The sequence below is a fragment of the Spirulina subsalsa PCC 9445 genome, from assembly GCF_000314005.1.
GTDB classification, from domain to species: Bacteria; Cyanobacteriota; Cyanobacteriia; order Cyanobacteriales; family Spirulinaceae; genus Spirulina_A; species Spirulina_A subsalsa.
The window spans coordinates 4078188-4099524 of the sequence record NZ_JH980292.1; the positions used below are offsets into that span (position 1 = coordinate 4078188).

The 21337-nt window shown below is 48.5% G+C and carries 23 protein-coding genes and 2 pseudogenes; 14 read left to right on the top strand and 11 right to left on the bottom strand.

Features of this window, described 5'->3' with window-relative positions:
- Positions 1-42 precede the first annotated feature (42 nt).
- From SPI9445_RS27790 to SPI9445_RS0118570, 4 genes are all read right to left on the bottom strand, one after another.
- Positions 43-1374 (bottom strand): hypothetical protein, encoded by a 1332-nt coding sequence (locus SPI9445_RS27790; protein ID WP_017306275.1) that lies wholly within the window; start codon positions 1372-1374, stop codon positions 43-45.
- Positions 1375-1480: 106 nt separating this feature from the next.
- Positions 1481-2101, bottom strand: coding sequence for a Uma2 family endonuclease (locus tag SPI9445_RS0118560; protein WP_017306276.1), 621 nt, complete (start codon positions 2099-2101; stop codon positions 1481-1483).
- Between the two features lie 121 nt (positions 2102-2222).
- Positions 2223-2681, bottom strand: coding sequence for a hypothetical protein (locus SPI9445_RS0118565; RefSeq protein ID WP_017306277.1), 459 nt, complete (start codon positions 2679-2681; stop codon positions 2223-2225).
- 3 nt (positions 2682-2684) lie between these two features.
- A complete protein-coding gene (locus SPI9445_RS0118570; protein ID WP_017306278.1) occupies positions 2685-3113 on the bottom strand; it encodes a Panacea domain-containing protein in 429 nt (142 codons plus the stop codon).
- Positions 3114-3165: 52 nt separating this feature from the next.
- Between SPI9445_RS0118570 and SPI9445_RS27085 the strand changes: the two are divergent.
- Positions 3166-3685, top strand: a pseudogene (locus SPI9445_RS27085) (pyridoxine 5'-phosphate synthase); the annotation flags it as partial.
- Positions 3686-3846: 161 nt separating this feature from the next.
- Here the strand turns inward: SPI9445_RS27085 and SPI9445_RS31185 are convergent.
- From SPI9445_RS31185 to SPI9445_RS0118590, 4 genes are all read right to left on the bottom strand, one after another.
- On the bottom strand, positions 3847-3972 hold the full coding sequence (locus tag SPI9445_RS31185; protein WP_017306280.1) for a DUF4926 domain-containing protein: 126 nt from the start codon (positions 3970-3972) through the stop codon (positions 3847-3849).
- Between the two features lie 23 nt (positions 3973-3995).
- The gene (locus SPI9445_RS31190) at positions 3996-4154 is read right to left on the bottom strand and encodes a hypothetical protein (RefSeq protein WP_017306281.1); all 159 of its coding nucleotides are present in this window, start codon (positions 4152-4154) and stop codon (positions 3996-3998) included.
- Positions 4147-4380, bottom strand: a complete 234-nt coding sequence (locus SPI9445_RS26135) for a hypothetical protein (RefSeq protein WP_017306282.1) — start codon at positions 4378-4380, stop codon at positions 4147-4149. Before SPI9445_RS26135 ends, SPI9445_RS31190 begins: the two co-directional genes overlap by 8 nt.
- Before the next feature lie 282 nt (positions 4381-4662).
- On the bottom strand, positions 4663-6975 hold the full coding sequence (locus tag SPI9445_RS0118590; RefSeq protein WP_017306283.1) for a tetratricopeptide repeat protein: 2313 nt from the start codon (positions 6973-6975) through the stop codon (positions 4663-4665).
- A 138-nt stretch (positions 6976-7113) separates the two neighbouring features.
- On the opposite strand from SPI9445_RS0118590, the gene SPI9445_RS0118595 reads away from it, so the two are divergent.
- The 5 genes and pseudogenes from SPI9445_RS0118595 (at position 7114) to SPI9445_RS0118610 (ending at position 10640) form a co-directional block, all read left to right on the top strand.
- Positions 7114-7293, top strand: coding sequence for a hypothetical protein (locus SPI9445_RS0118595; protein WP_017306284.1), 180 nt, complete (start codon positions 7114-7116; stop codon positions 7291-7293).
- Positions 7294-7667: 374 nt separating this feature from the next.
- On the top strand, positions 7668-7871 hold the full coding sequence (locus SPI9445_RS0118600) for a hypothetical protein (protein WP_017306285.1): 204 nt from the start codon (positions 7668-7670) through the stop codon (positions 7869-7871).
- Positions 7868-8137 (top strand): type II toxin-antitoxin system RelE family toxin, encoded by a 270-nt coding sequence (locus SPI9445_RS0118605; protein ID WP_017306286.1) that lies wholly within the window; start codon positions 7868-7870, stop codon positions 8135-8137. The genes SPI9445_RS0118600 and SPI9445_RS0118605 overlap by 4 nt, the downstream gene beginning before the upstream one ends.
- Positions 8138-8140: 3 nt before the next feature.
- Positions 8141-8299, top strand: a pseudogene (locus tag SPI9445_RS32205) (hypothetical protein); the annotation flags it as partial.
- A gap of 157 nt (positions 8300-8456) precedes the next feature.
- Complete coding sequence (locus SPI9445_RS0118610; protein ID WP_017306287.1) at positions 8457-10640, top strand: sigma 54-interacting transcriptional regulator; 2184 nt, start codon at positions 8457-8459, stop codon at positions 10638-10640.
- A gap of 43 nt (positions 10641-10683) precedes the next feature.
- Here the strand turns inward: SPI9445_RS0118610 and SPI9445_RS0118615 are convergent, their stop codons facing one another.
- The 3 genes from SPI9445_RS0118615 to SPI9445_RS26140 form a co-directional block, all read right to left on the bottom strand.
- Complete coding sequence (locus SPI9445_RS0118615; protein WP_033375073.1) at positions 10684-11913, bottom strand: FAD-dependent hydroxylase; 1230 nt, start codon at positions 11911-11913, stop codon at positions 10684-10686.
- A gap of 218 nt (positions 11914-12131) precedes the next feature.
- Positions 12132-12320 (bottom strand): PCP reductase family protein, encoded by a 189-nt coding sequence (locus tag SPI9445_RS0118620; RefSeq protein ID WP_017306289.1) that lies wholly within the window; start codon positions 12318-12320, stop codon positions 12132-12134.
- A 2-nt stretch (positions 12321-12322) separates the two neighbouring features.
- Positions 12323-14089, bottom strand: a complete 1767-nt coding sequence (locus tag SPI9445_RS26140; RefSeq protein ID WP_017306290.1) for a DMT family transporter — start codon at positions 14087-14089, stop codon at positions 12323-12325.
- A 199-nt stretch (positions 14090-14288) separates the two neighbouring features.
- Here SPI9445_RS26140 and SPI9445_RS0118630 point away from each other — a divergent pair, with 199 nt between their 5' ends.
- From SPI9445_RS0118630 to SPI9445_RS0118660, 8 genes are all read left to right on the top strand, one after another.
- Positions 14289-14591: a hypothetical protein gene (locus SPI9445_RS0118630; RefSeq protein ID WP_017306291.1), complete on the top strand. Its 303-nt coding sequence runs from the start codon at positions 14289-14291 to the stop codon at positions 14589-14591.
- A gap of 243 nt (positions 14592-14834) precedes the next feature.
- On the top strand, positions 14835-16370 hold the full coding sequence (gene psbB, locus SPI9445_RS0118635) for a photosystem II chlorophyll-binding protein CP47 (protein ID WP_026079926.1): 1536 nt from the start codon (positions 14835-14837) through the stop codon (positions 16368-16370).
- A 238-nt stretch (positions 16371-16608) separates the two neighbouring features.
- Entirely contained in the window at positions 16609-16704 is a 96-nt protein-coding gene (locus SPI9445_RS28840) for a photosystem II reaction center protein T (RefSeq protein ID WP_071525310.1), read from the top strand.
- A gap of 265 nt (positions 16705-16969) precedes the next feature.
- Positions 16970-17497 (top strand): transcriptional regulator NrdR, encoded by a 528-nt coding sequence (gene nrdR, locus SPI9445_RS0118640; RefSeq protein WP_017306293.1) that lies wholly within the window; start codon positions 16970-16972, stop codon positions 17495-17497.
- The gene (gene pnuC / locus SPI9445_RS26145; RefSeq protein ID WP_017306294.1) at positions 17497-18219 is read left to right on the top strand and encodes a nicotinamide riboside transporter PnuC; all 723 of its coding nucleotides are present in this window, start codon (positions 17497-17499) and stop codon (positions 18217-18219) included. Before nrdR ends, pnuC begins: the two co-directional genes overlap by 1 nt.
- A complete protein-coding gene (locus tag SPI9445_RS0118650; RefSeq protein WP_017306295.1) occupies positions 18204-19226 on the top strand; it encodes an AAA family ATPase in 1023 nt (340 codons plus the stop codon). The genes pnuC and SPI9445_RS0118650 overlap by 16 nt, the downstream gene beginning before the upstream one ends.
- Positions 19227-19886: 660 nt before the next feature.
- On the top strand, positions 19887-20927 hold the full coding sequence (locus SPI9445_RS0118655) for a 30S ribosomal protein S1 (RefSeq protein ID WP_017306296.1): 1041 nt from the start codon (positions 19887-19889) through the stop codon (positions 20925-20927).
- Positions 20928-21074: 147 nt separating this feature from the next.
- Entirely contained in the window at positions 21075-21257 is a 183-nt protein-coding gene (locus tag SPI9445_RS0118660; protein WP_017306297.1) for a hypothetical protein, read from the top strand.
- Positions 21258-21337: the final 80 nt, after the last annotated feature.

A 21337-nucleotide genomic window follows, 5' to 3' on the forward strand; every position in this document is an offset into this window, starting at 1 on the left:
TGTCTGACTAAGGGGAGTCTGTAAGGTTCCAAACTCACAAAATTATCTCATTCCGAACTCAGCTTGAATTTTCTTAACTGCCTGACACAAGCCTTCACCATGAATCAAGCCAACATAGCCCAAGAATTGAATTGTTTCACTGCGATCAACAACAGTCACATGATGAACTCTGACAATATTACGGGTAAGAATTAGAAAACCACAATCATTTCTTAAATTATCTCTTAGGTTAAACTGACTTAAAATTTCGTCAGTAAAATTGAGTTGTTGTGATAATTTTTGTCGAAATTCACTTTTAATATTAGTCATGCCAGGAACCTGATTGAGGCGCAAAATAACTTTATCAAGAATATCTTGAGTTATTTCTTTTGTATTTTTTGGGCAGATCATTGTTGCCATCCGATTTGCAATCATGGAATCTTTAAAGTAGCTTGAATGTGCATTGGGTGTGCCTACAATACCAGGCAACAGATTAATTCCTTCTCGTATAGCAATGGAATTATCAAGGTAGCTCGGACGTTTAGCAGACATACCAAAAATATCAGATAGCATAACAATTGCTTGCTCTAAATCATCATTCTTCTTAATCAAGACTTGCACCGCACTATCAATTTTTTTAGAAACTTGATCAAGGTAATTTGCATCACCATCAAAAACATCTTCAACTGTTATCAAATTATGATCGATTTCTCGAAGTAAAGGACGGATTGGATAGGCAATAAGGTCAGAACCGTTGATAAAATTTAACCAGCAAATAGGTTGACCAGCCCTCGAATAATGACGTAAACTATCCTTTATATTTGATGGCGTTGTTCCTAATGTCATATTGATCATGGCAATAGGTGATCCCATCGTTACGATTCCTTGCAACGAAATTCGATTCCTTAACAATGTTCGTAAATCCAATGCCGGATCATTTGATAAAAAACGCTGTGAAAATAAGATATCCCAGAGAATAACTGTTCCGAAAGAGTGGGTTATGAAGTAAATTTCACGTATTTCTAAATGTATATTTAGGATTTGATTGATTTGGCTATAAATTGCTCTACGAATTTGACAACCAACGTCTGTATTCAGGTAGTTAAACACATCTCCAGTAAACCTAGAAAGTAAACCTCGTCTTGCTGGTTGATACTTAAAGCTTTGATTTCCATCAAAATCGAAATTTTGCTGTTTTTGTTCAGAAAAATCTCTATCGATTGATGTCCACATTTCATCCATTTTGCCAGAGAAATTACCCCAAAAGCCTTTGTGTATGTATGGCACTTCTTTATTTCGCTTATTGAGAGCATTCTTAATGAGCTTTGGTAATGGCTCCGCATAATCTGAGTTGCGAACTGCGACACCATGAATAAAAAAGATTAACTTTGCCATCAGTAGACTTCTCCGAATGTGTGGCTAACTCTGATCCATTAAATTTTAACCCAAGGTTATCGGAAGTTGATCCCATCGTTTGTGTCATCACCATCAGGCGAACAAACTAACCCCCCAACACCTCAGCCGCCGTCACCGTCAAACCGGGAAACGTTGGGGAAATCACCCGATCATCCCCCCGAAACTGCTCAATCTCATAATCCCCCTCCACCCAACGACAAACCGATAACGTCGGCCGCTTTGGTCGGCCAATATGCCGCGTTCCCCCTAAACCGGCATAGTCCACAATCCAATATTCAGGAATCCCCAACACCGCATAATCTTCCAACTTTCGCGCATAATCATTCTGCCAATTGCTGCTCACCACCTCCGCCACCCAAGGCAACGAAGACCCCAACGTCAACACCGATTGACCCGCCCAAAACGGCTCGTTGGCCAACTCCCGCCGATCCACCACCGCCACATCCGGGCGAAACGCCGTCATTCCCTGCTCCATCGGCCGCAAAATCCCCCGCTGCAACACAAACCAGGGCAAACCCAACTGCTCAATTTGCACACAAATTTTCGCCGTGATCAATGCTGCCACCTGTTCATGCTGACCCGTCGGTTCCAAGGCAAATACCTCCCCATCTATCAACTCAAAGCGGTTATCTTCCCCATAGTTGACAAGAAACGCTTCCCAAGAAACCACAGGATTAGGGGATAGTCGATCAAGGGCAAGGGTCATGGGCAAAACTCCGGTTGAGCGATCGCCTCCATTGTAAAACTTTCATCCTCACCCAAAGCCAGGAAATGGGTTATGATTTGGTGATTTGGGTTGATGGTCGGTGCGAGGTAGGCAAATGTATTTAAGTACGCTTTAGGGTTGATGGATAAACTTGGTGATTTGGGTCCCACCAGAGAATATAAAAAACACCTCGATCTAGAATCCCCCATAGTCGTTTTTTACTTGATAGGCGAATTGACCAGAGTTTATCTTGATCGTCCATATTGATTTCTTTCAGTCTCTTACAAGCAATAGAACTAGGCTTTTTAGCTTTAAAGTCAACATCACAACTATGATGCTGTTTTTTCGCATCAAGAAAAATTTCATTCCAAGTCATTGTTTCCAGATTCCACAACACATCACGGATTTCTTTTAAATCATCATACGTTGCTTTATCCCAACCAAAATTATCTCCACAATCCATAGAAGAAAAAGCCCAACAAGCCTTATGTTGAGCGTAAATATTGGGATCAATGGCCCGCTTGGGAATTTTCTCAGCTTGCGGAGTCTTTCTAACCTTGGGTTGCTTATTTTTCGCCATTGCTCAAAGTCCTTCATAATATTCAGCCATGGCAGCTAAAGAAATTTCTTTTCTTCCCCTTTCGCCAGCATGGAGTCCCTCCCTTGCATCAATCCAAGGTGACTCAGAATGAGTTAAATCACTCAACCAATGCGAGTTATGGTTGCCATAAAACTCAAGCACTTTGTCAATTGTATCTTTTTGGTTATCGCTTAAATTGCCTGCATCCCCGCCATCAATGATCGCCAATTTAAACTGACCCCGATGCTTTTCATAAAGTGCGGGTACGACTGGCCCATTAGCCCATGCTTGAATTTGCTCAGAAAACAATGGCGACTCATCCCAAACTAAACTCCAAGCCTGGGCATAATACACCAACTTCTGAAGCTTCATTGCTGTCATTTCGCCCTGTTTTTCCAGAATGTAGCAAGCAACATCGAAAACGTTAGCCATGCTCTTTCCTTATACTTGGCACATTTGTATCTCTAATTGTAGCAGCGATTGCTTGGAAATGGCCGCTACCGATGAGATGGTGGCGATCGCCCTCGATATTAAACCCGATTATGTCACCCTCGTTCCCGAAAAACGCGAAGAAATCACCACTGAGGGGGGGGTTAAACCTTTTGGCGGATGGCGATCGCTATCGCTCTGTAGTGGATCGCCTCCAAGGGGCCGGCATTCCCGTCAGTTGGTTCATTGATGCTGATTCCGCCCAAATCGAAGCCGCTGCCCAAACCGGGGCGCAATTCATCGAACTCCACACCGGAACCTATGCCAACGCTGAAGGGGAAGCGGCAAGGGCGGGAGAATTGGCGATCCTCACTGAAGGGGCGATCTTAGCCCACCGTTTGGGGTTGCGGGTCAACGCGGGTCATGGTCTCACGTACCAAAACGTTTACCCCGTTGCCACAATTCCCCACATGGAAGAGTTGAACATTGGCCACACGATTATCAGTCGGGCCGCTTTGGTGGGGATGGAGCGGGCGGTGCAGGATATGAAAAAAGCAATGCGTGGGAAGCTCTAAACTTTACGGAAAGGGGGGGCGATCGCTCTCACGGTTCTGTTCTGGATGTTGATTCTAAAGTGAGGGCGGATCAGAGGGCGCAAGCGTTGCGCCCCTACGGCGATTGTCCTGTAGGGGCGCAATGCTTGCGCCCACATTGAGAAGGCGATCGCGCTGGGTCTTCAAGCGGTTTGCAAAAGCTCATAATGGAGTAACATCACCGCATCACAGGGGAGGGTTTCCATCGCGAAGGTTGTGCCGTCATTATTGGCGAATTCGACTTCGACGGCTTGATCATCGTATTCCATGATGACGGTTTCGACTTGACCTTTCAGTAAACGGATCGGTTGTCCGGTTTCAGGCTGCTTTGTTTTTTGGGGGTGGTGTCGCGATCTTCGGTGAGGGCAACGAGATCGAGGTCTTGGGGTTTTCTTCTGGATTTGAGGTTCATAACCTTATTGGTATCTCGTAAACTGTTAATCTTATTCATGGCGCATCTGATGTTGAAGGACAACGGGATCGCCTTGGAAGCTTGGCGAGTCTTTCAGTGAACCGATAAAGTGATCGAGGGACAATTCAGGCAAAGCGGGGGTAAGTTGGCTTTGCCATTGTTGCTCATTTTCCAGTTCGGCTAGGATACGAGTGGCGATCGCATTTTGTTGTTGATCGGGTAGGGTTTTCAGTTGGGCGATCGCACGCTCTAATAGTTCGGTCATTGTTTTGCTCCTCGGATGTTGGGGGGATGTAGTCCAGACTGATATAAAATTTGGCGAAGATTAACAACACTTGTCCGATTCAGCTTTAACAAAAATGTTGCGGAATTCCCCTTCCTCGCTTGCAGGGACCGGATGGACTTGACCACTAACTCCCAAAGCGAAAACCAAGCTAAAAAGGGCTGTGTTGCAAGAGAAAATTTGGGTCTTAGGAACTAGGACTTCTGCCTGGGGAGGGAAGATAAGACTCGCTATATTTCGGTATAGAAAGCACTTCCCATTGAATCAGGAAGCTCCATCCTCGCGCCTCGGCAGGGTGGGGTAGTTCACTTGATAATAATGGTCTGGAATTTCAAACTCTTGCATCATTTCTAAGAGAGATTTTTGTCGAATTTTGCCCAGTTGTGCTAGTGCAGCGATGCGTTGAGCATGGAGTTCATCAAGGCGATCGCTATTTAGATTATTGCCTTGCTTTTGATATAGCATACCCAGATTATAAAGAGGAAAAATAAAGTCAGGATGCGTAGAGTGTACGGTATTTTTCAAAATACACAAAACTCTCTGGTACAATTCTTTAGAACGCTCATGTTCACCTTGTTTAAAAAACAAGGTTGCTAGTCCATTCAAATAAACAGATAATTGTTTACTTTGCTCTGGATTTATATCCTTTCTTTTTTCTTCAATTTCTATAGCCTCACTATACTTTTCTTCTGCCTCATTATATCTTTTCTGAGATGAGTATACATTGGCTAATTTGTTAATATAAATTGCCAAATCTGGACTATTGCATGATAAATTGTTGCGGGCTATTCGCTCAAATCTTAATAAGATTTTCTCAGCATCTTTGTGTTTTTTGAATTCTCCAGTTAGCGAACCTCTTTCCCAGTAAAGTAGACCAAGATTATTGAGATGAGAGCATAACTGAGGATCATTATGAGATAACACTTTTTCATCAATGGACAATGCTTGACGATATCGCTTTTCTGCAACCTTATATCTTCCCTGTACTCGATATAATTCGGCGAGATTATTGATTGCACAGGCTGTATCTTTATGAAAATTTCCGAATTTTACCTGTGCTGCTTTTACGCATTTAATATACCAAGGTTCTGCCATATCATAAGAACCTTGTTCTTTGTGATATAAAGCAATGAAGCCAAAAACATCCACTAAATCCTCATCCACAACCCACGCTAGTAAGTTTGCCGCTACCTCTTCTAAATGAGGAATCCAGGGGGCAAACTCTTTTGCTTGTGCCATTGTCAATGTTTGGGGAAGTTGTTTCCCCGCTCTCACAATTATTCCTGCTACTGCTCGTTTTAATCCATTGGCTTCAGTAGGTAACTCTACAATCAAACGCTCCTGCATAAACTGCCGCACTATAGGATGCAATTTTACTTGATCTTTGGTTTTGCGCTCCAATAAACTCAAATTGACTAGCTGCTTCAGGGGTTTACGCCAGTTTTGTTGCCATTCCTCTGATAGTGGAATCGGTGCAGCCCCAAATAAACTCAAAGAAAGGGCTAATCTTCTTGCCTCATCTGACTTCAACCGCCCCCAACTCAAGGCCAATGCCGCCTCAATGCCGTTGTGTTCATAACGCATTTCCTCCGGTTTTTCTGCTAAAGATTCATGGGTTAAATGCAACTCCTTTAGATAATCCCCAATCGTTAAAAACCCATCTAACGCCAAATATCGCCCCGCCAACTCCAACCCCAAGGGCAACCCCTCAAACCACCGCAACACCCCCGCCACCGCCTCCGATTCCGCATCCAACCGCACCGGGTCAATATAACTCGCCAACAACTCCCGCGCCGCCTCATCGGAAAGCTGATCCAACGGATATCGCTCCACCCCTGACCATTCCTCCCGCGTCGTCCACAACACCCAAAACAGACCCCCCGGCCGAAACATCGCCAACCGCGCCCCATCCCGCCCCCGTGCCAAATCATCCAACACCACCAACACCGCCCCCGGCCTCGGCCAATGCTGCCAACAATAGGCTACCCGCTCCCCAACCTCCGTTAATGTATCGGGAATCGTGACATCAAACTCCGTCTGATAAAACAGCGCCAACTGCTCCCCCGGATTCCCCGCCGCCATATCCAACCAGACCACACCACCGGGAAAATTCCCCGCCGCATATTCCCGATGCGCCCACTGCCAAGCCAACTCCGTTTTACCCAATCCCCCCATCCCCATCAAATACACCGCCCCGTGTGCCGCCATCAAATCACTTACCCCCTGCATTTCCACATCCCGCCCGACGAACTTGGGAACCGTGCGACGGTACCGAGATAGATTCGTCGGTGTGTCAGTGGAGGGGGGGGCTACTGGTTGAGGACTAGGCAGGTTTTCCGGTGCTGGGGTTGGTTCGTCCAAATCGGCCACGGCCTCCCAATCTGTCACCCCCACAGCTTCACAGAGGGCAACAAAAGACCCATGGTCAATCTTTTTTCTAGCCCGAAACCGCTTGAGGGTAGCTTGTGAGGTATTTGCTAACTCATACCATGCTGATTCTGAGGCATTCCAGCCCTTGCGTTTGCGGGCTGCTTCGATTGTTGCTTTGCCTGACGAGGAGAGGGCAATGGTTGCCATAAGTTCTAAGACAGGAGTTTTTATTCTCTAGTTCAATTTTGGCTCAATGGGGAATTGAACGAAAAATGCTCCTGAACTGAACCAAAATCCAGTATTTCCCGCAGCACAATAAGTGTATTGAACTGAAGGATTTTAAAGATGACGCAACCCGCTGAAACCTTACCCATCGCTCCGATTCAACCCATTGACCCTAACCGCATTGTTGAGCATGAATCCCCCACAGCGCTAATTTTGGCTACCGGATTTGTCCTGTATTTGGTGATCAATGCAATTACTCAACTGCTTCAAGTGATCTCTACCCCCAAAAAGCCAGATTAAGCATCTAAAGGTTCAGGGTTCTGCCGTTCAGCAACTAGGTTTTTAGACAGGTTGTTCACCTTTTCCTGTTGCTGAAAATAGTAGGCGGCTTAGATGTCAATAGTCAACCCACCAACATAAAGCCGTCCTAGAAGGCTTGTCCTGAGCAAAGCCGTTCGTGAAACGTTGCGTAGCAAAGGGATGGGGTTTCAAACCCATTTTCTTGATAAGCTAGGAAAAAGCTGTCAGCGTGGTGAGTATCCCCGGCGGGGAGGAGAATGACCGTTGGGGGTGTCGGAATCACCGTGAAGAGTTTTGCCGGGAAAACCTGCCGCCCAAGTTTGTGTTATATTTGTCAATAAAATTTTCGGATAAAATGAATTCAGAGAGAGAATATGCCAGCAGAACAATATCCCTTTGCCCAAGAACTGATTACAGATGTTTCCGGTAAAATTCGTAAAGTAATCTTGGATTTCAGTGATTACAAGCGACTGTTAGAAGTTATTGAAGAAGAGGGACTTTATCAAGCCATGATGGAAGTCAAAAATGAAACTTCTTTGGACTTGGAAACTGCCCTAGCTGAACTTGAGAAAGAATGAAAACTGAGTATAAGCCGAGCTTTTTAAAAGATTTGAAGGCTCTGAAAAGTACCCCCAGCTTTGAAGCCATAAAAGCGTTAGCATTTACAGAAATTCCTAATTTGCTAAAATTTGAAGAAATTGGTAATTTAAAAAAGTTAAAAGGGGATGAAAATGCTTATCGAATTCGCCTCGGCGATTACCGACTAGGAATTTTCTTTGATGGCGAAACAGTTACCTTCGCTCGCGTGCTACATCGTAAAGATATCTATCGCTATTTTCCCTAGATGGCGTTAGATTTCTTAGCATAAATTGGTTATGATCCGGTTTATGGCGCACGTCCCCTTAAGCGTGCAGTGCAACGGTATTTAGAAACAGCCATTGCTAAAGAAATCCTACGGGGTCACTTTAACCCCGGTGATATCGCTCTTAGGATATTTATCATTTAGTACATCCTACTTGCTTACTGAGAATAGTAGTTAGATTATCCATTGTCTGACTGCTGATCCTTCTTCGTGCCACCGCCCAACTCTTCAAGTATTCTCAAATTATAGGCGATCGCAAATCCCCACTAGAATGGATACAGGTTCAACGCACCCAAAACCCATGAACAAGCTAGAATGGCTCGCCGCCCAACTGGAACAAGCCACCACCGAACGGGAAGAACTCGCCGCCCAACTCGAATATGAACGACAACGCCAAACCCAACTCCGCCCCTATATTGTCCCCCGCATCCGTCGAGGTATCATCGGCGATAGTCGCTACGCCCTCCGTCTCCGCCAACAGATCAAACAAGCCGCCCAAACCCAAGAATCAATCCTCATTTTTGGCGAACCTGGCCTAGAAAAAGACAACATTGCCAGCCTGATTCATTACAGTTCCCCCCAACGACGGGAGCCCATGATTCAACTCACTAGCGGCCTATTACAAGCCAGTGGCTCAGAACTCTTCGGCCGCAGCAACGGCAACCCCGGACTCCTAGCATGGGTGGGGCAAGGTACAGTCGTTTTAAATAATATTCAGGATCTCCCCGCCGAACTCCAACCCAAAATTCTCCAACTCCTCGCCACTAAAACCTATTGTCCCGTCAGCCGTGATCCCGACAAGCCCCCCATTCCCCAACCCTGCCCAGCCCGCATCATCCTTATTGCCGAGCGCAAAGCCCCCGAATTTGTGCAATGCACAGCCCAACAGATTAAAGTGCCGCCTCTGCGGGTGCGTAAAACCGATTTGCGATCGCTCCTAGACTACAACCTCAATCTCTACTGCCGCAGTCGGGGCATCCCCAAACCCAGCGTCACCCCCGAAGCCCTGCGCCGCCTCCAAGCCTACGATTTCCCCAACAACTTACGAGAACTCACCGCCTTAGTCAAACGCGCCGTCACCCAAGGAGAGCAGGCCACAGAACTCACCGAAGAACTCTTTTGGTCTACGGATACGAAAAAAACACGGCTACGGCTGAACTTACTCAAAACCTATCCCCAACTGCGGGCATTTTTGAAAAGTAAGTTCTGGCCCGAAGGTTTAAACTATGGCATCACTACTTGGGTCTTTGCCTTAGTCGTGATTATGCTGTTCGTCGGCCCCCAAACCCGTGATCAAAATGTAGCGTTAAATCTATTTTGGGCTTGGTGGTGGCCCCTCGTTTTGTTAGGGTTTCCCTTGGTGGGTCGCCTGTGGTGTGCCGTTTGTCCCTTTATGATTTATGGGGAATTGACCCAAAAACTCTCCCTGAAACTCTGGCCCCGTGAATTGAAACCTTGGCCCCGACAGACAGCAGAACGATGGGGGGGTTGGTTTTTGTTTGGCTTATTTGCCTTGATTTTTCTCTGGGAAGAGCTTTGGGATTTACCCAATACCGCCTATCTTTCCAGTTGTTTGTTATTGCTAATTACCGGGGGGGCGGTGATTTGTTCCCTGCTGTTTGAACGGCGGTTTTGGTGTCGCTATCTCTGCCCCATTGGGGGGATGAATGGCCTATTTGCCAAGTTGTCAATAACCGAATTGCGCGCCCAAACGGGGATTTGTGCGGCGGAATGTACGACCTATCAATGCTATAAGGGAGGGCCAGCCAAGGGGGAAGGTCAGGAAACGGCGGGCTGCCCCCTCTATTCGCACCCCGCCCAGCTTCAGGATAACCGCGATTGTGTGCTGTGTATGACCTGTTTAAAAGCCTGTCCCCATCGTTCTGTAGCGGTGAACCTGCGGCCGCCGGGGATTGAACTCTGGACAACTCACACCCCCCAGAGTTATGAGGTAGCCTTGCTGTTTTTGCTCTTGGGAGGGGTATTGATGCGGCGGTTGCCTGTGGTGGTGGAGCGTTGGGATCTACCCTTGGATTTAGCGGCCTTTGGCCCCCATTTAGGCGCGGCGGTTTTGGCCTTGGGATTGCCTGCGATCGCCCCCCTGTTCGCCCATGCCCTGATCCAACTGAGCCATCGCTGGCTACAAACCCCGAAACCCCGTCCTTGGTTGGAATTAGCCTATGGTTATCTGCCTTTGGTTTTGGGGGTCAATTTAGCCCATTATTTGGATTTAGGGTTAGGGGAGGCGGGGCGAATTGTTCCGGTGACGATGGCCACCTTGGGGATAACGGGGGTGAGTGGACCGATCTGGGTAGCGGATCCGGCGGTGATTGGGTTTTTGCAGGGGGTGACGTTGTGGGTGGGGTTATTGTGTTCGGTGATTTTGACCCAAAAAATTGCTAAACAATCCGGGCGGTTTTTGTTGCCCCACCATGGTAGTGCGATCGCCCTCACCTTTCTGTTCTGGATCCTCATTCTCCATTAACTGGACTCCCGATTCCCCAACTCTCGGACTTATTCAGCAAGCCCTACCTAGACTGAACCAGTTGGGGAGCGCGTCCTTTGAGTCCGGTCATTAATTGCAGAGCAAATAACTTGAGGGGGCGGATATGTTTTAACATCAAAATGCCCCAACGTCGCACTGTCACCACAGGCCACCAAGCCGTTGAAAACATTCGGTCGAGAAAATCAGTAAAGCCCAAAATAACCCAATTTTCCCGCCTCCGCCACTGTTCATAACGCTTTAAAACCGCGATACTGCCGATATCTTCCCCTTGAGTCTGGGCTTGCCGTAACACTTCGGCCAAGGCGGCCGCGTCGCGAATCCCGAGATTGAGGCCTTGTCCTCCGACGGGGTGGCAACAATGGGCAGCATCCCCAATCAAGGCAAGGCGGTTTTGAATGTAGCGATCGCACTGCATCAACTGCACCGGGAATAAAAAGCGATCGCCCACTAACTCCACATTCCCGAAAACCCCCGCCGTCCGTTCCTTAAACCGTGCTAAAAACTCCCCCGAATCTAACTCTTGCAACGCCTTCGCTTCCCCGTGGGGAGCCGTCCACACCACTTGACAACGATTCCCCGGCAAGGGCAAAATCCCCATCGGTCCACTATAGCCAAACCGCTCATAGGCCGTCTCATTGTTAGGCTGATCATGGCGAATAGTAAAAGTCACGCAGGATTGCCAATACTTCCAGCCCTTGGTTTTAATCCCCGCCCAACTCCGGAGATGCGATCGCGCCCCATCCGCCCCCACCAACAAACGAGTCCGCAATTTGCGCCGTTCCTCCCCCAGTGCCACCGTCAGATTCATCCCCCATCCGTTCTCCTCCACCTCCACCAACTGCCCCGGACAAAGCCACTCTATATTCTCCGCCCCCGCTAAAAACCCCTGCAACTGCCCCAAAACCACCGAATGTTCCCCCACATAGCCCAGAGCCTCCGTCGCAAGCTCTTCCGGCTGAAAATGAACAATTTGGGGATAATCCGCATCAGAGAGGCTAATTCGGCGAAATTTAGCAATCTGGGGCAACATTTGACCCCATACTCCAATCTGCTCAAAAATCCGCCCCGACAACACCGAGAGAGCATAGGCACGCTGGCGCGCCTTCGCTTGGGCTGGCCGTTGCGCTTCAATGATTACCACCCGTAAGCCGCTCCCCTTCAAAGCCGCCGCTAAGGTTGCCCCCACAATCCCCCCGCCCGCAATGGCTAGATCCGCGTCAAATTGCTTATCACAAAATTCTTTAAATGTCACTTCTTTAAGGAAAAATTTACAAAACAATAAAAATCTTTACCTCTATTCTGACGAAAAAAGGCATTCTCTGGCAAGAGCATTACAAGTTCGTTGTTGGGAAAGTCGGGGAACAGGGAGTCGGGAGTCGGGAATCGGGAGTCGGGAGTCGGGAATAGTTAATAATTATCAACTCCCCCTCTCCCCTGCTCCCCTGCTCCCCCTCTCCCCCGTTCCCCCATTTACTGCCCAAACTCCAGCCTAGCCTGCTCCACCAACTCCGCCGTCACCTCAGACAACTCCCCCTCACGGGCTAACTGTTCAATCCGTTGACGAGCTTGAGAACGGACAAAAAAGGGAATATTTTTTAACTTGACCTTAGCTTCGGGAGTCCAGCGCAAAGACTCCATAAAATTTACATCATCCACCATGCTTAACCCTCTTTTTGATCTTCCACCTTTGGAGCCGGAGGTTTCTTGAAAAAGCGCTCCAAATTCTGCGCCAACACCCCAGCCGTCACAACGGCCATCCCAATCCACTGATTAAACGTCAACGTTGCCCCAATAATCCCCGCCGCCATTAACGACGTAAACGCCGGACCCGTTGCCCCAAAAATTGAAGCCCGTGCCGCGCCAATGTAGCTAATCCCGATATTATTCGCCAAGTAGCTCAACAATGTTAGGCCCCCCAACACCAGACCACTAATGAGTAAATTCACCCACATTCCCGGGTCAATATCAATCTTCACCACCTCCGGCAACGGTAAATAGAGCAACAAAGGCAAACTCACCAACGTAAAGACAAAAATCACAAAGAAATTCACCACACTAAACGGGATCGGGTGAATCTTCTTCATACAAGCCTGAATTAACAGCACATGGAGAGCAAACGTCACCCCAGAAAGAATCGCCATCACAATCCCAAATGTCGAGAGTCTCACCGCGCCTCCCCCCGACGGCAACTGAAGAATAACCACCCCAGCAAACACCGTCAACGACGCAGCACTACGCACCACAGACGGCCGTTCCCCGAAAAACAGCCAACTCAGGATAACCGTCACCACCGGGAAGATAAAGAACAACGTCAGGGCTACCCCCGGCGATAAATCCCCCAAAGCCATGTAAATAAAGGCCGAAGAAGCAAAGAGGAAGAACCCACAGGCGATCATTTGGCTAAAACCCGCCCAGTCCTTCGACTGCAAATAACGACGGATATCCGACCAACTACTGGGATAGAGAACTTGCGCCAAAATTGCCATACAAGGCACCACCACCACCATCCGCAAAAACAGAATCAACAAGGAATTGCCAAAACCCGGCGTAATAAACCCGCCAATTTCCCGCCAGCCGAAAATGGTCGAAGGCGAGAGAATAACCCGAATGACCACATTCTGTAAAGACAAGGCCAAGGAGGACAGCAAGACCAAAATAAACCCTAACTGCAACTGAGAAATAGAAACCTTTTTCTTAGCAGGAGGGGGCGCAACGGGAGGTTTGGGCAGCACCGGGGGCATTTCGGCAACCGGGGGAGGGGATTCCGGGGGCAAGGTCGGCAAATCTAAGCTCGGCAACTCCACCGCAACCGCCCGATCTTGGACTCGCTCAGGCCCCCTTGCCGTCTCAAATCTGGGCGGTATCGGTGCCGGGGGAGAGACTACCGGATCTTGGGTTTGCAGTTGTTCCCGCAAACGGTTGACCAAGGCATCTAGAATAATTTCCCCTTGTTGCTCTAAGCTATACATCTGTCCCAACTGCTGAGACAACGAACTCTGATAACTACTAAGGTCTTGTTGCAGAGTGCGAAAAGTTGCTCTTAACGTTTCATCTAAAGAGGCAATTAGGCGATAGCTTTGTTGATTGTATTGACCTAAATTGCCATTAGACCATTGACCCGCGTTGTCTAACGAGTTTTGGCTTAAATGGCTTTGGAGGTTCTGTAAAACCTGCTCCGCTAAAGCTGGAGCCAGTTGTTTGGCTAACTCTTGTTGTTGACTCAGTTGCTCTTGCCGTTGCAATTCTAGTTGCTCGGTTTCGGCCAAGAGTCGGGTTTTCCGGTTTTGCAGTTGGTCAATTTCTTGGGACAACTGAAGCAAGATATTTTGCTTAAGATGTTCCAATTCTGCCGTCAGTTGCCGTAAATGATCTTCTGCGACGTTCGGATCGCCGTGGTTGAAATCCGGTTGTTTATCCAGTGGCCCCATCTGTCTCTACCTTGTACTTGCGTGAATGCCAATTTTTTCTAGACTGGGAGAAAATTTGAGTGATTCAGCACTGTTCCAGACATTGTATTAGAGGTTCTTGGGGAATCGCTAGAGAATTTGCAGAAATTATAGAAACTGCGGGCTTCTTTCACTTTTCCCTTAGCACAAAATGGTAAAAACTCGCAAAACGTAAAGAACTGTGAAGTACTTTTTTTTATCTGATGGTTGGTTAGTGGGTCGTGTGTGGGAGTTTGGAGGATTGTGGGATGAAAGTGCCTGGCGACGAAGACCCCAAATTCAACGGCTTAACTTAGGCATGATTGAGCACGGGGAGAAATTATGGCTCTACCAAGCGGAGGAAGCGGTTTTAATGGTGGAGGTCAAGCCATCCAACAGCCTTGGGGCAGGGTCTAGCATTGGTCAAGTGGTCTTAAGACGCTTAATGAGTGCCGATCAAGCCTTAGAACGTTTGACTAAAGCAGAAGACTTGTTTAACCCATAAATAAGACCATTCCCAGAGTCCGATCAATTGACTTGCATTCCGTTCTCAGAATCGTTTACACTTCTTTAAACGATTCTTGAGTTTTCTCAGAAAATCCTGAATCCTTAGCTCTTGAGTCTTCTTCACTGAATGAGAAGAGAGCGACAAAATCTCTAATTCTTGGAGCAGACCAAACAGCCGAGGTGCAGAATTTTCTCATTCATGATAAAAAACACAATATTTTCAACAGGAGGAGCGTAGTCAATGGGACTACCTTGGTACAGAGTCCATACAGTCGTCCTGAATGATCCAGGCCGTCTGATTTCCGTTCACCTGATGCACACGGCTCTGGTGGCAGGTTGGGCGGGTTCTATGGCACTATACGAACTTGCCGTATTCGATCCCGGTGATCCCGAGTTAAACCCCATGTGGCGACAAGGGATGTTTGTACTTCCCTTTATGTCTCGCTTGGGTGTCACCTCCTCTTGGGGGGGGTGGAATGTAACAGGTGAAGCTTACACCGATCCCGGTTTTTGGTCTTTTGAAGGAGTGGCGATCGCCCACATCGTTCTCTCCGGTCTGTTATTCTTAGCCGCTTGTTGGCACTGGGTTTATTGGGATCTCGAACTCTTCAGAGATCCCCGCACGGGAGATCCCGCTTTGGATCTGCCCAAAATGTTTGGCATTCACCTGTTCTTATCTGGTTTACTCTGCTTCGGTTTCGGGGCATTCCACCTCACCGGACTCTTCGGACCGGGGATGTGGATTTCTGACCCCTACGGCATCACAGGTCATGTTCAACCCGTTGCCCCAGAGTGGGGGCCAGCTGGCTTTAACCCCTTTAATCCGGGGGGAGTCGTAGCTCACCACATCGCGGCGGGGATTGTGGGGATTATTGCCGGTCTATTCCACCTGACCGTTCGTCCCCCCGAACGCTTGTACCGAGCTTTGCGGATGGGGAACATCGAAACCGTTCTATCCAGCAGTATCGCCGCCGTGTTCTTTGCGGCCTTTGTGGTAGCCGGAACCATGTGGTATGGCAGCGCCACCACCCCCATCGAACTGTTCGGACCCACCCGTTATCAGTGGGACCAAGGCTATTTCCAACAAGAAATTAGCCGTCGAGTCGAGGCCAGCATTGCTGATGGCGCAACCCCCGAAGAAGCTTGGGCAGAAATTCCCGAAAAATTGGCTTTCTATGACTACATCGGCAATAGCCCCGCCAAAGGGGGTTTATTCCGGGTTGGTTCAATGGTCAGTGGGGATGGGATTGCTAAAGGTTGGCTGGGTCATCCCGTGTTTAAAGACAGCGAAGGTCGCGTTTTAGAAGTGCGTCGGATGCCCAACTTCTTTGAAACCTTCCCCATCGTTCTCACTGACTCCGATGGTGTGGTACGCGCCGACATTCCTTTCCGTCGCGCTGAGTCTCGTTACAGTATTGAACAAGCCGGTGTCACTGTTAGTATGTATGGCGGAGCCTTAAACGGCACCACCTTGACGGATCCCCAAGAAGTGAAGAAAATCGCTCGGAAAGCCCAATTGGGTGAACCCTTCGATTTTGACCGGGAAACCCTCGGGTCTGACGGGGTATTCCGCACCTCTACTCGCGGTTGGTTTACCTTTGGTCATGCCGTCTTCGCGCTGTTGTTCTTCTTTGGCCACATTTGGCACGGCTCCCGCACCCTCTACCGGGATGTATTCGCCGGGATTGATGCCGACATCGAGGAACAAGTGGAATGGGGTATATTCCAGAAATTGGGTGACACCACAACTCGGGTGAAGAAAGAAGGCACCGTTTAAACGGGCTGTCCTGAGTGACTGTTGAACTTTCGGAGGGACTGTCTGCCCAACCGGAAAATCACCCTAGAAAATCCCCCAAACTGTGAAAGCTCTCGGTTTGTTGTTACACTGATGATCAACTCCCTTACCCTCGCTCTGTTGGTCTTGTGGGGTGGATGGGTTAGGGAATGAACCGGAGTTTGACCCGACTGGGCAAACTCTCAGAAGATTTGCACATTAAGCCTTTGGACATAAAATCATGGAAAGTGTTGCTTACATTTTGGTTTTGGCTTGTGGGATCGCCGTTCTTTTCTTTGCGATCGCCTTCCGTGAACCGCCTCGTATTGAAAAGTAAATTTGAACAAAAAGAGCGACGCACTCCCCCACCTCGCGCCCTCGCAGGTGGTGGAGCATTCATAAGTAAATAATCCGATGGGGAGTAAATGGCCCGATGGGAATTTCAGCTAGTCTGCTCCCTCCCCCGCCCCCCTCAACAAATTTACTAACCGACCGCAGGGTTCTACACTTTAGGATAAACTAAAGAGTAGAACCTTGTGGTGGGTTTGGCCGGGTTGAACTCATGGGTTTAACAAAATAGACTAAATTTATAGATTAAATTTATGCAATGTCCCCTCTGTCAACATACTGAAAGTCGGGTGTTAGAGTCCCGTTCTGCCGAAAGCGAACAAAGTGTGCGGCGACGGCGGGAATGCCTCAACTGTAAACATCGGTTTACCACCTACGAACGCATTGAATTTGCGCCCATTACCGTCATGAAACGGGATGGCAGTCGAGAACTTTTTGACCGTTCTAAACTCCTACGCGGCATTGTGCGAGCTTGTGAGAAAACCGGGATTCCCAACAGCCGTTTAGAAACCTTGGTTGATGAAATTGAAACCAAACTTCAACAACGGATTAGTCGGGAAACCACCAGCCGCGAAATTGGGGAACTCGCCCTGCACTACCTTAAAGAGGAAAACGAAGTGGCCTATGTTCGTTTCGCTTCCGTCTATCGTCAATTTCAAGGGATTAAAGACTTTATCGAAACCCTCAATCATCTACAAACTCAGATGGAACACCCCCCCCGGGATGAAAACTGGGACTATCCCCCCTCTCATGAAGCCTCCGAAGTCATGGCCTCTTCGTGATGCTTTGGTCATCACGAATTGATCGTCTCGACCGCCTATGGCTGGCGTTTCTGTTGGTTATTGGGGGAATCGTGAGTGCCTATCTAGCAACGAGCCTCTTCGATGCCACAGTCCTCCTATCCGGCATTCTCTGCGTTGGTCTGATCGCCATTGGTCGCCGTGCAGGATACCTGATTGGCCTCTACAACAGCCTTTCCTACTCTGTTTTAGCCTACAATAACGGACTCTACGGAGAAGTCTATCTCAACCTCCTTTTCTTCGTCCCAACGGGTGTGATCGGTTATGTGCTGTGGTATCGCCACACTCAGCAAGATAAAACCGTGGAAATGAGAGAACTGACCGGGCGGCAGTGGTGGGCGATCGCATCCCTCTGCTTGGTTTGCACCGTGGGACTGGGATTCCTCCTCGGTCTAAATCCTCGCCAGAATACGCCTTTCATTGATGCTACTACCAATGTGCTGTCCATCGTGGCGACCTTCTTAATGATGTGGCGCTACAAAGAGCAGTGGTTACTCTACATCCTCCTCAACATTATCACCATTGGGATGTGGTTTCTGCGCTTTAGAGCCGGGGGCGCGGCAGGAGACTTGATGATCTTCATGTGGTTGCTATTTCTGCTCAATGCTCTGTTTGGGTATTGGCGTTGGCATCTAGGCACAAGGCGATCAAGCCTAGGGACCTCCGGTGTAAGCATCAAGGAGGGCAAATGCGACGGGGTTTAACACTGGGCAAATTCGCCCCCTTTCACCGGGGACATCAGATGCTTGTGGAAACCGCCCTAGGTGAGGTGGATGAATTGGTCGTCATGGTTTATGCTACCGACGTGATCAATGTGCCGCTTCAAGTGCGCGCCGGATGGATTCAAAAACTGTACCCAACGATCCAGATCATTGAGGCATGGGATGGCCCAGAAAGCTATGGTGACACGCCGGAAATCTGTCGTGAACAGGAAAACTACATTCTCAAAAAGCTGAATGGTCTACAGATTACCCATTTCTACTCCAGCGAGTTCTATGGCGACCACGTTAGCCAAGCTCTCGGCGCGATTGACCGTAGGATCGATGAAGCACGCGCCTCTGTACCCATCAGTGGAACCGCTCTCCGCCAGGACTACTTTGGGGGTCGGCAATACCTCCACCCTCTGGTCTATGCCGACCTGATCACCAAGGTCTGCTTCATGGGCGCACCTTCAACTGGCAAAACAACCCTCGCCCGAACCCTCGCCCAACAGCACCATACAGTCTGGATGCCGGAATACGGCGCAGAGTATTGGCTAAAACACCAGGTTAATCGGCGCATCACTCTGGATCAGTTTGAGGCGATCGCCCCAGAGCACAACAGTCAAGAAGATGCACTCACCCAGCAAGCCCGTCAGTACCTCTTTTGTGACACCAGCCCCATCACAACCTATGTCTTCGCCAAAGATTACCATGGCACAGTCAGCCCGCTTTTGACCCAACTGGCACGGGCCGCAGAGAAACGCTACGACTTGTTTTTCCTCTGCGACACCGATATTCCCTATGCAGACACTTGGGATCGCAGTGGAGATCAGAAGCGGCAATGGTTTCAGAAGCAGATCCAAGGGGATTTAGCTGAAAGACGAGTGCCATTTTTCAGGGTTAGCGGAACTCTGGAGGAACGAGTCTTACAAGTCAATGACATCCTGGGACAGTATCGCAAATTTGGCAATGTTCTTGATGTTCAACATAAGCCCCTCTGCTCAACATGAATGCTCCTCCACCTGCATTCCGCGAGGTGAGGAAGTGCGTCGCTATTTTTGTTCAATGGTGGACCCAACTGTGTTTTCCCGACTCCCCCTTATTCCCTCTTGTCTTGACAGAGGACAAAAAGCTTAACTTGTCAGCCCTGGGTGTCCCCTTGCCAAAATTGCTCCTGAGAGTTTTCGGCTGCAATGGCTATCGGAAATCACCAAAATCGGTTATTATAATAATTCTGTGCATTCATTAAAATGCTAAACTCGAAATAGTATGTAATTGTCAGCCCCAAATTAAGGAATAAGGCAAATAACCATTATTGTTGCTGTTTTTGCAGGATTGATGCTTTTGCCTTCCCCCCTGGTTGAACTGGGCGAGAGGACAGGTTTTGTCCTCTTTCGGCGCGCTGATTGGCAGTCAAGGGAGTGGGAGCTTAATTCAGATTGTTCTCCTCTAATCGATTTCTGAGCCAAGTCCATTTTTGAGTCAAGCGTTATGGCTCGCAAAACCGGATCTCAGGAAACCAGACTTTCCCAAAAATATCTCTTCGTGAAATACTAACGGGTTAGCCTCGGGATGAACAAACATGGATTATAGGATAGACCTTATCTTACCCTTGAGTCACAGTAAATAGCAGACAAATACGGAGATAGAACATAGGAAACAATACACACATGGTCAGTCAACAAACAACCGCTAGTTATAATCAGAAAAAAGACATTGGTTTCACCCACGACGATTTTGCCGCCTTACTAGATAAATACGACTATCACTTTAGTCCGGGGGATATAGTAGCCGGGACTGTATTTAGTATGGAACCCAGAGGCGCTCTGATCGATATTGGCGCAAAAACGGCCGCCTATATTCCCATACAAGAAATGTCGATCAACCGCGTGGATGATCCCAGTGAGGTCTTACAGCCGGATGAAACGCGGGAGTTTTTCATTTTGACTGATGAGAACGAGGATGGACAGTTAACCCTTTCCATTCGTCGCATTGAGTATTTACGGGCTTGGGAACGGGTGCGCCAACTGCAAGCTGAAGATGCAACGGTTCGCTCTAATGTATTCGCCACAAACCGAGGGGGGGCATTAGTTCGCATTGAAGGGCTGCGGGGCTTTATTCCGGGTTCTCATATTAGCACTCGTCAGGCCAAAGAGGATTTAGTGGGCCAAGATTTGCCCCTGAAGTTCTTAGAAGTAGACGAAGATCGGAATCGTTTAGTGTTGAGTCATCGTCGTGCTTTAGTGGAACGGAAGATGAACGGGCTGCAAGTGGGCGAAGTGGTCACGGGGATGGTGCGTGGGATCAAGCCCTACGGTGCCTTTATCGATATTGGCGGGGTGAGTGGTCTGCTACACATCTCGGAAATTTCCCACGACCATATCGACACGCCTCATAGTGTCTTTGCGGTGAATGATGAACTGAAGGTCATGATCATTGACTTAGATGCTGAACGGGGTCGGATTTCCCTGTCTACCAAGCAGTTGGAACCCGAAGCGGGGGATATGTTGCGCAATAAAGAGTTAGTCTTTGAGAAAGCGGAGGAGATGGCTCAGAAGTATCGCCAGAAACTGCTGCAACAACAGCAAGGGATTGATCCCTCAGAACTAGAGTTTGCGGATGAAACTTCCGAGGCTGTAGAAGAGCTTGAGACGGAGGACGTTTCCGCTGTTGAAGAGGAAGAAGTGGCTGTGGGTGTGAGTGAAGGGTAAGTTCAACGCTCACGCTTAAATAGGGCTTGCTGAAAAACTCCGGGAGTCGGGGAAGAGAGGGGAAGGGAGTTGATAATTATTCCCTCTTCCCTATCACCTCTTGCCCACTCCCTAATCACTAATCACTAATCACTAATCCCTGTCCCGATGAATATTCCTGACGAAGTATTAGCTGAATTAAAGCTCTATTTAGCCGCAAGGGCGAAGCAAGATGATTCCTATGCCTATCGCTTGTTGGCGCTGTTGGAACGCTTACCGGAGGATAGTCCGGGGGGCAATATGATGAGTCTGGCTGTGCCGCCCTATGATGAGGAAGTGCTAGATTGTTAAAAGCTTGAAGAAAAGGATTTAGACAAAAAAAGCGATCGCACGGCTCGATTCATGCGATCGCCATTCCGCTCTGCACCTAG

What these genes read in the sequence shown, in the direction of transcription:
- SPI9445_RS27790 (WP_017306275.1), bottom strand. Translation starts at nt 1,374, where the DNA reads ATGGCAAAGTTAATCTTTTTTATTCATGGTGTCGCAGTTCGCAACTCA.
- SPI9445_RS31185 (WP_017306280.1), bottom strand. Translation starts at nt 3,972, where the DNA reads ATGGAATACGATGATCAAGCCGTCGAAGTCGAATTCGCCAATAATGAC.
- SPI9445_RS26135 (WP_017306282.1), bottom strand. Translation starts at nt 4,380, where the DNA reads ATGACCGAACTATTAGAGCGTGCGATCGCCCAACTGAAAACCCTACCC.
- SPI9445_RS0118650 (WP_017306295.1), top strand. Translation starts at nt 18,204, where the DNA reads ATGCGACGGGGTTTAACACTGGGCAAATTCGCCCCCTTTCACCGGGGA.
- SPI9445_RS0118655 (WP_017306296.1), top strand. Translation starts at nt 19,887, where the DNA reads ATGGTCAGTCAACAAACAACCGCTAGTTATAATCAGAAAAAAGACATT.
- SPI9445_RS0118595 (WP_017306284.1), top strand. Translation starts at nt 7,114, where the DNA reads ATGACGCAACCCGCTGAAACCTTACCCATCGCTCCGATTCAACCCATT.
- SPI9445_RS0118565 (WP_017306277.1), bottom strand. Translation starts at nt 2,681, where the DNA reads ATGGCGAAAAATAAGCAACCCAAGGTTAGAAAGACTCCGCAAGCTGAG.
- SPI9445_RS0118590 (WP_017306283.1), bottom strand. Translation starts at nt 6,975, where the DNA reads ATGGCAACCATTGCCCTCTCCTCGTCAGGCAAAGCAACAATCGAAGCA.
- SPI9445_RS31190 (WP_017306281.1), bottom strand. Translation starts at nt 4,154, where the DNA reads ATGAATAAGATTAACAGTTTACGAGATACCAATAAGGTTATGAACCTC.
- pnuC (WP_017306294.1), top strand. Translation starts at nt 17,497, where the DNA reads ATGCTTTGGTCATCACGAATTGATCGTCTCGACCGCCTATGGCTGGCG.
- SPI9445_RS28840 (WP_071525310.1), top strand. Translation starts at nt 16,609, where the DNA reads ATGGAAAGTGTTGCTTACATTTTGGTTTTGGCTTGTGGGATCGCCGTT.
- SPI9445_RS0118610 (WP_017306287.1), top strand. Translation starts at nt 8,457, where the DNA reads ATGAACAAGCTAGAATGGCTCGCCGCCCAACTGGAACAAGCCACCACC.
- nrdR (WP_017306293.1), top strand. Translation starts at nt 16,970, where the DNA reads ATGCAATGTCCCCTCTGTCAACATACTGAAAGTCGGGTGTTAGAGTCC.
- SPI9445_RS0118620 (WP_017306289.1), bottom strand. Translation starts at nt 12,320, where the DNA reads ATGGTGGATGATGTAAATTTTATGGAGTCTTTGCGCTGGACTCCCGAA.
- psbB (WP_026079926.1), top strand. Translation starts at nt 14,835, where the DNA reads ATGGGACTACCTTGGTACAGAGTCCATACAGTCGTCCTGAATGATCCA.
- SPI9445_RS0118660 (WP_017306297.1), top strand. Translation starts at nt 21,075, where the DNA reads ATGAATATTCCTGACGAAGTATTAGCTGAATTAAAGCTCTATTTAGCC.
- SPI9445_RS0118605 (WP_017306286.1), top strand. Translation starts at nt 7,868, where the DNA reads ATGAAAACTGAGTATAAGCCGAGCTTTTTAAAAGATTTGAAGGCTCTG.
- SPI9445_RS0118600 (WP_017306285.1), top strand. Translation starts at nt 7,668, where the DNA reads ATGCCAGCAGAACAATATCCCTTTGCCCAAGAACTGATTACAGATGTT.
- SPI9445_RS26140 (WP_017306290.1), bottom strand. Translation starts at nt 14,089, where the DNA reads ATGGGGCCACTGGATAAACAACCGGATTTCAACCACGGCGATCCGAAC.
- SPI9445_RS0118570 (WP_017306278.1), bottom strand. Translation starts at nt 3,113, where the DNA reads ATGGCTAACGTTTTCGATGTTGCTTGCTACATTCTGGAAAAACAGGGC.
- SPI9445_RS0118560 (WP_017306276.1), bottom strand. Translation starts at nt 2,101, where the DNA reads ATGACCCTTGCCCTTGATCGACTATCCCCTAATCCTGTGGTTTCTTGG.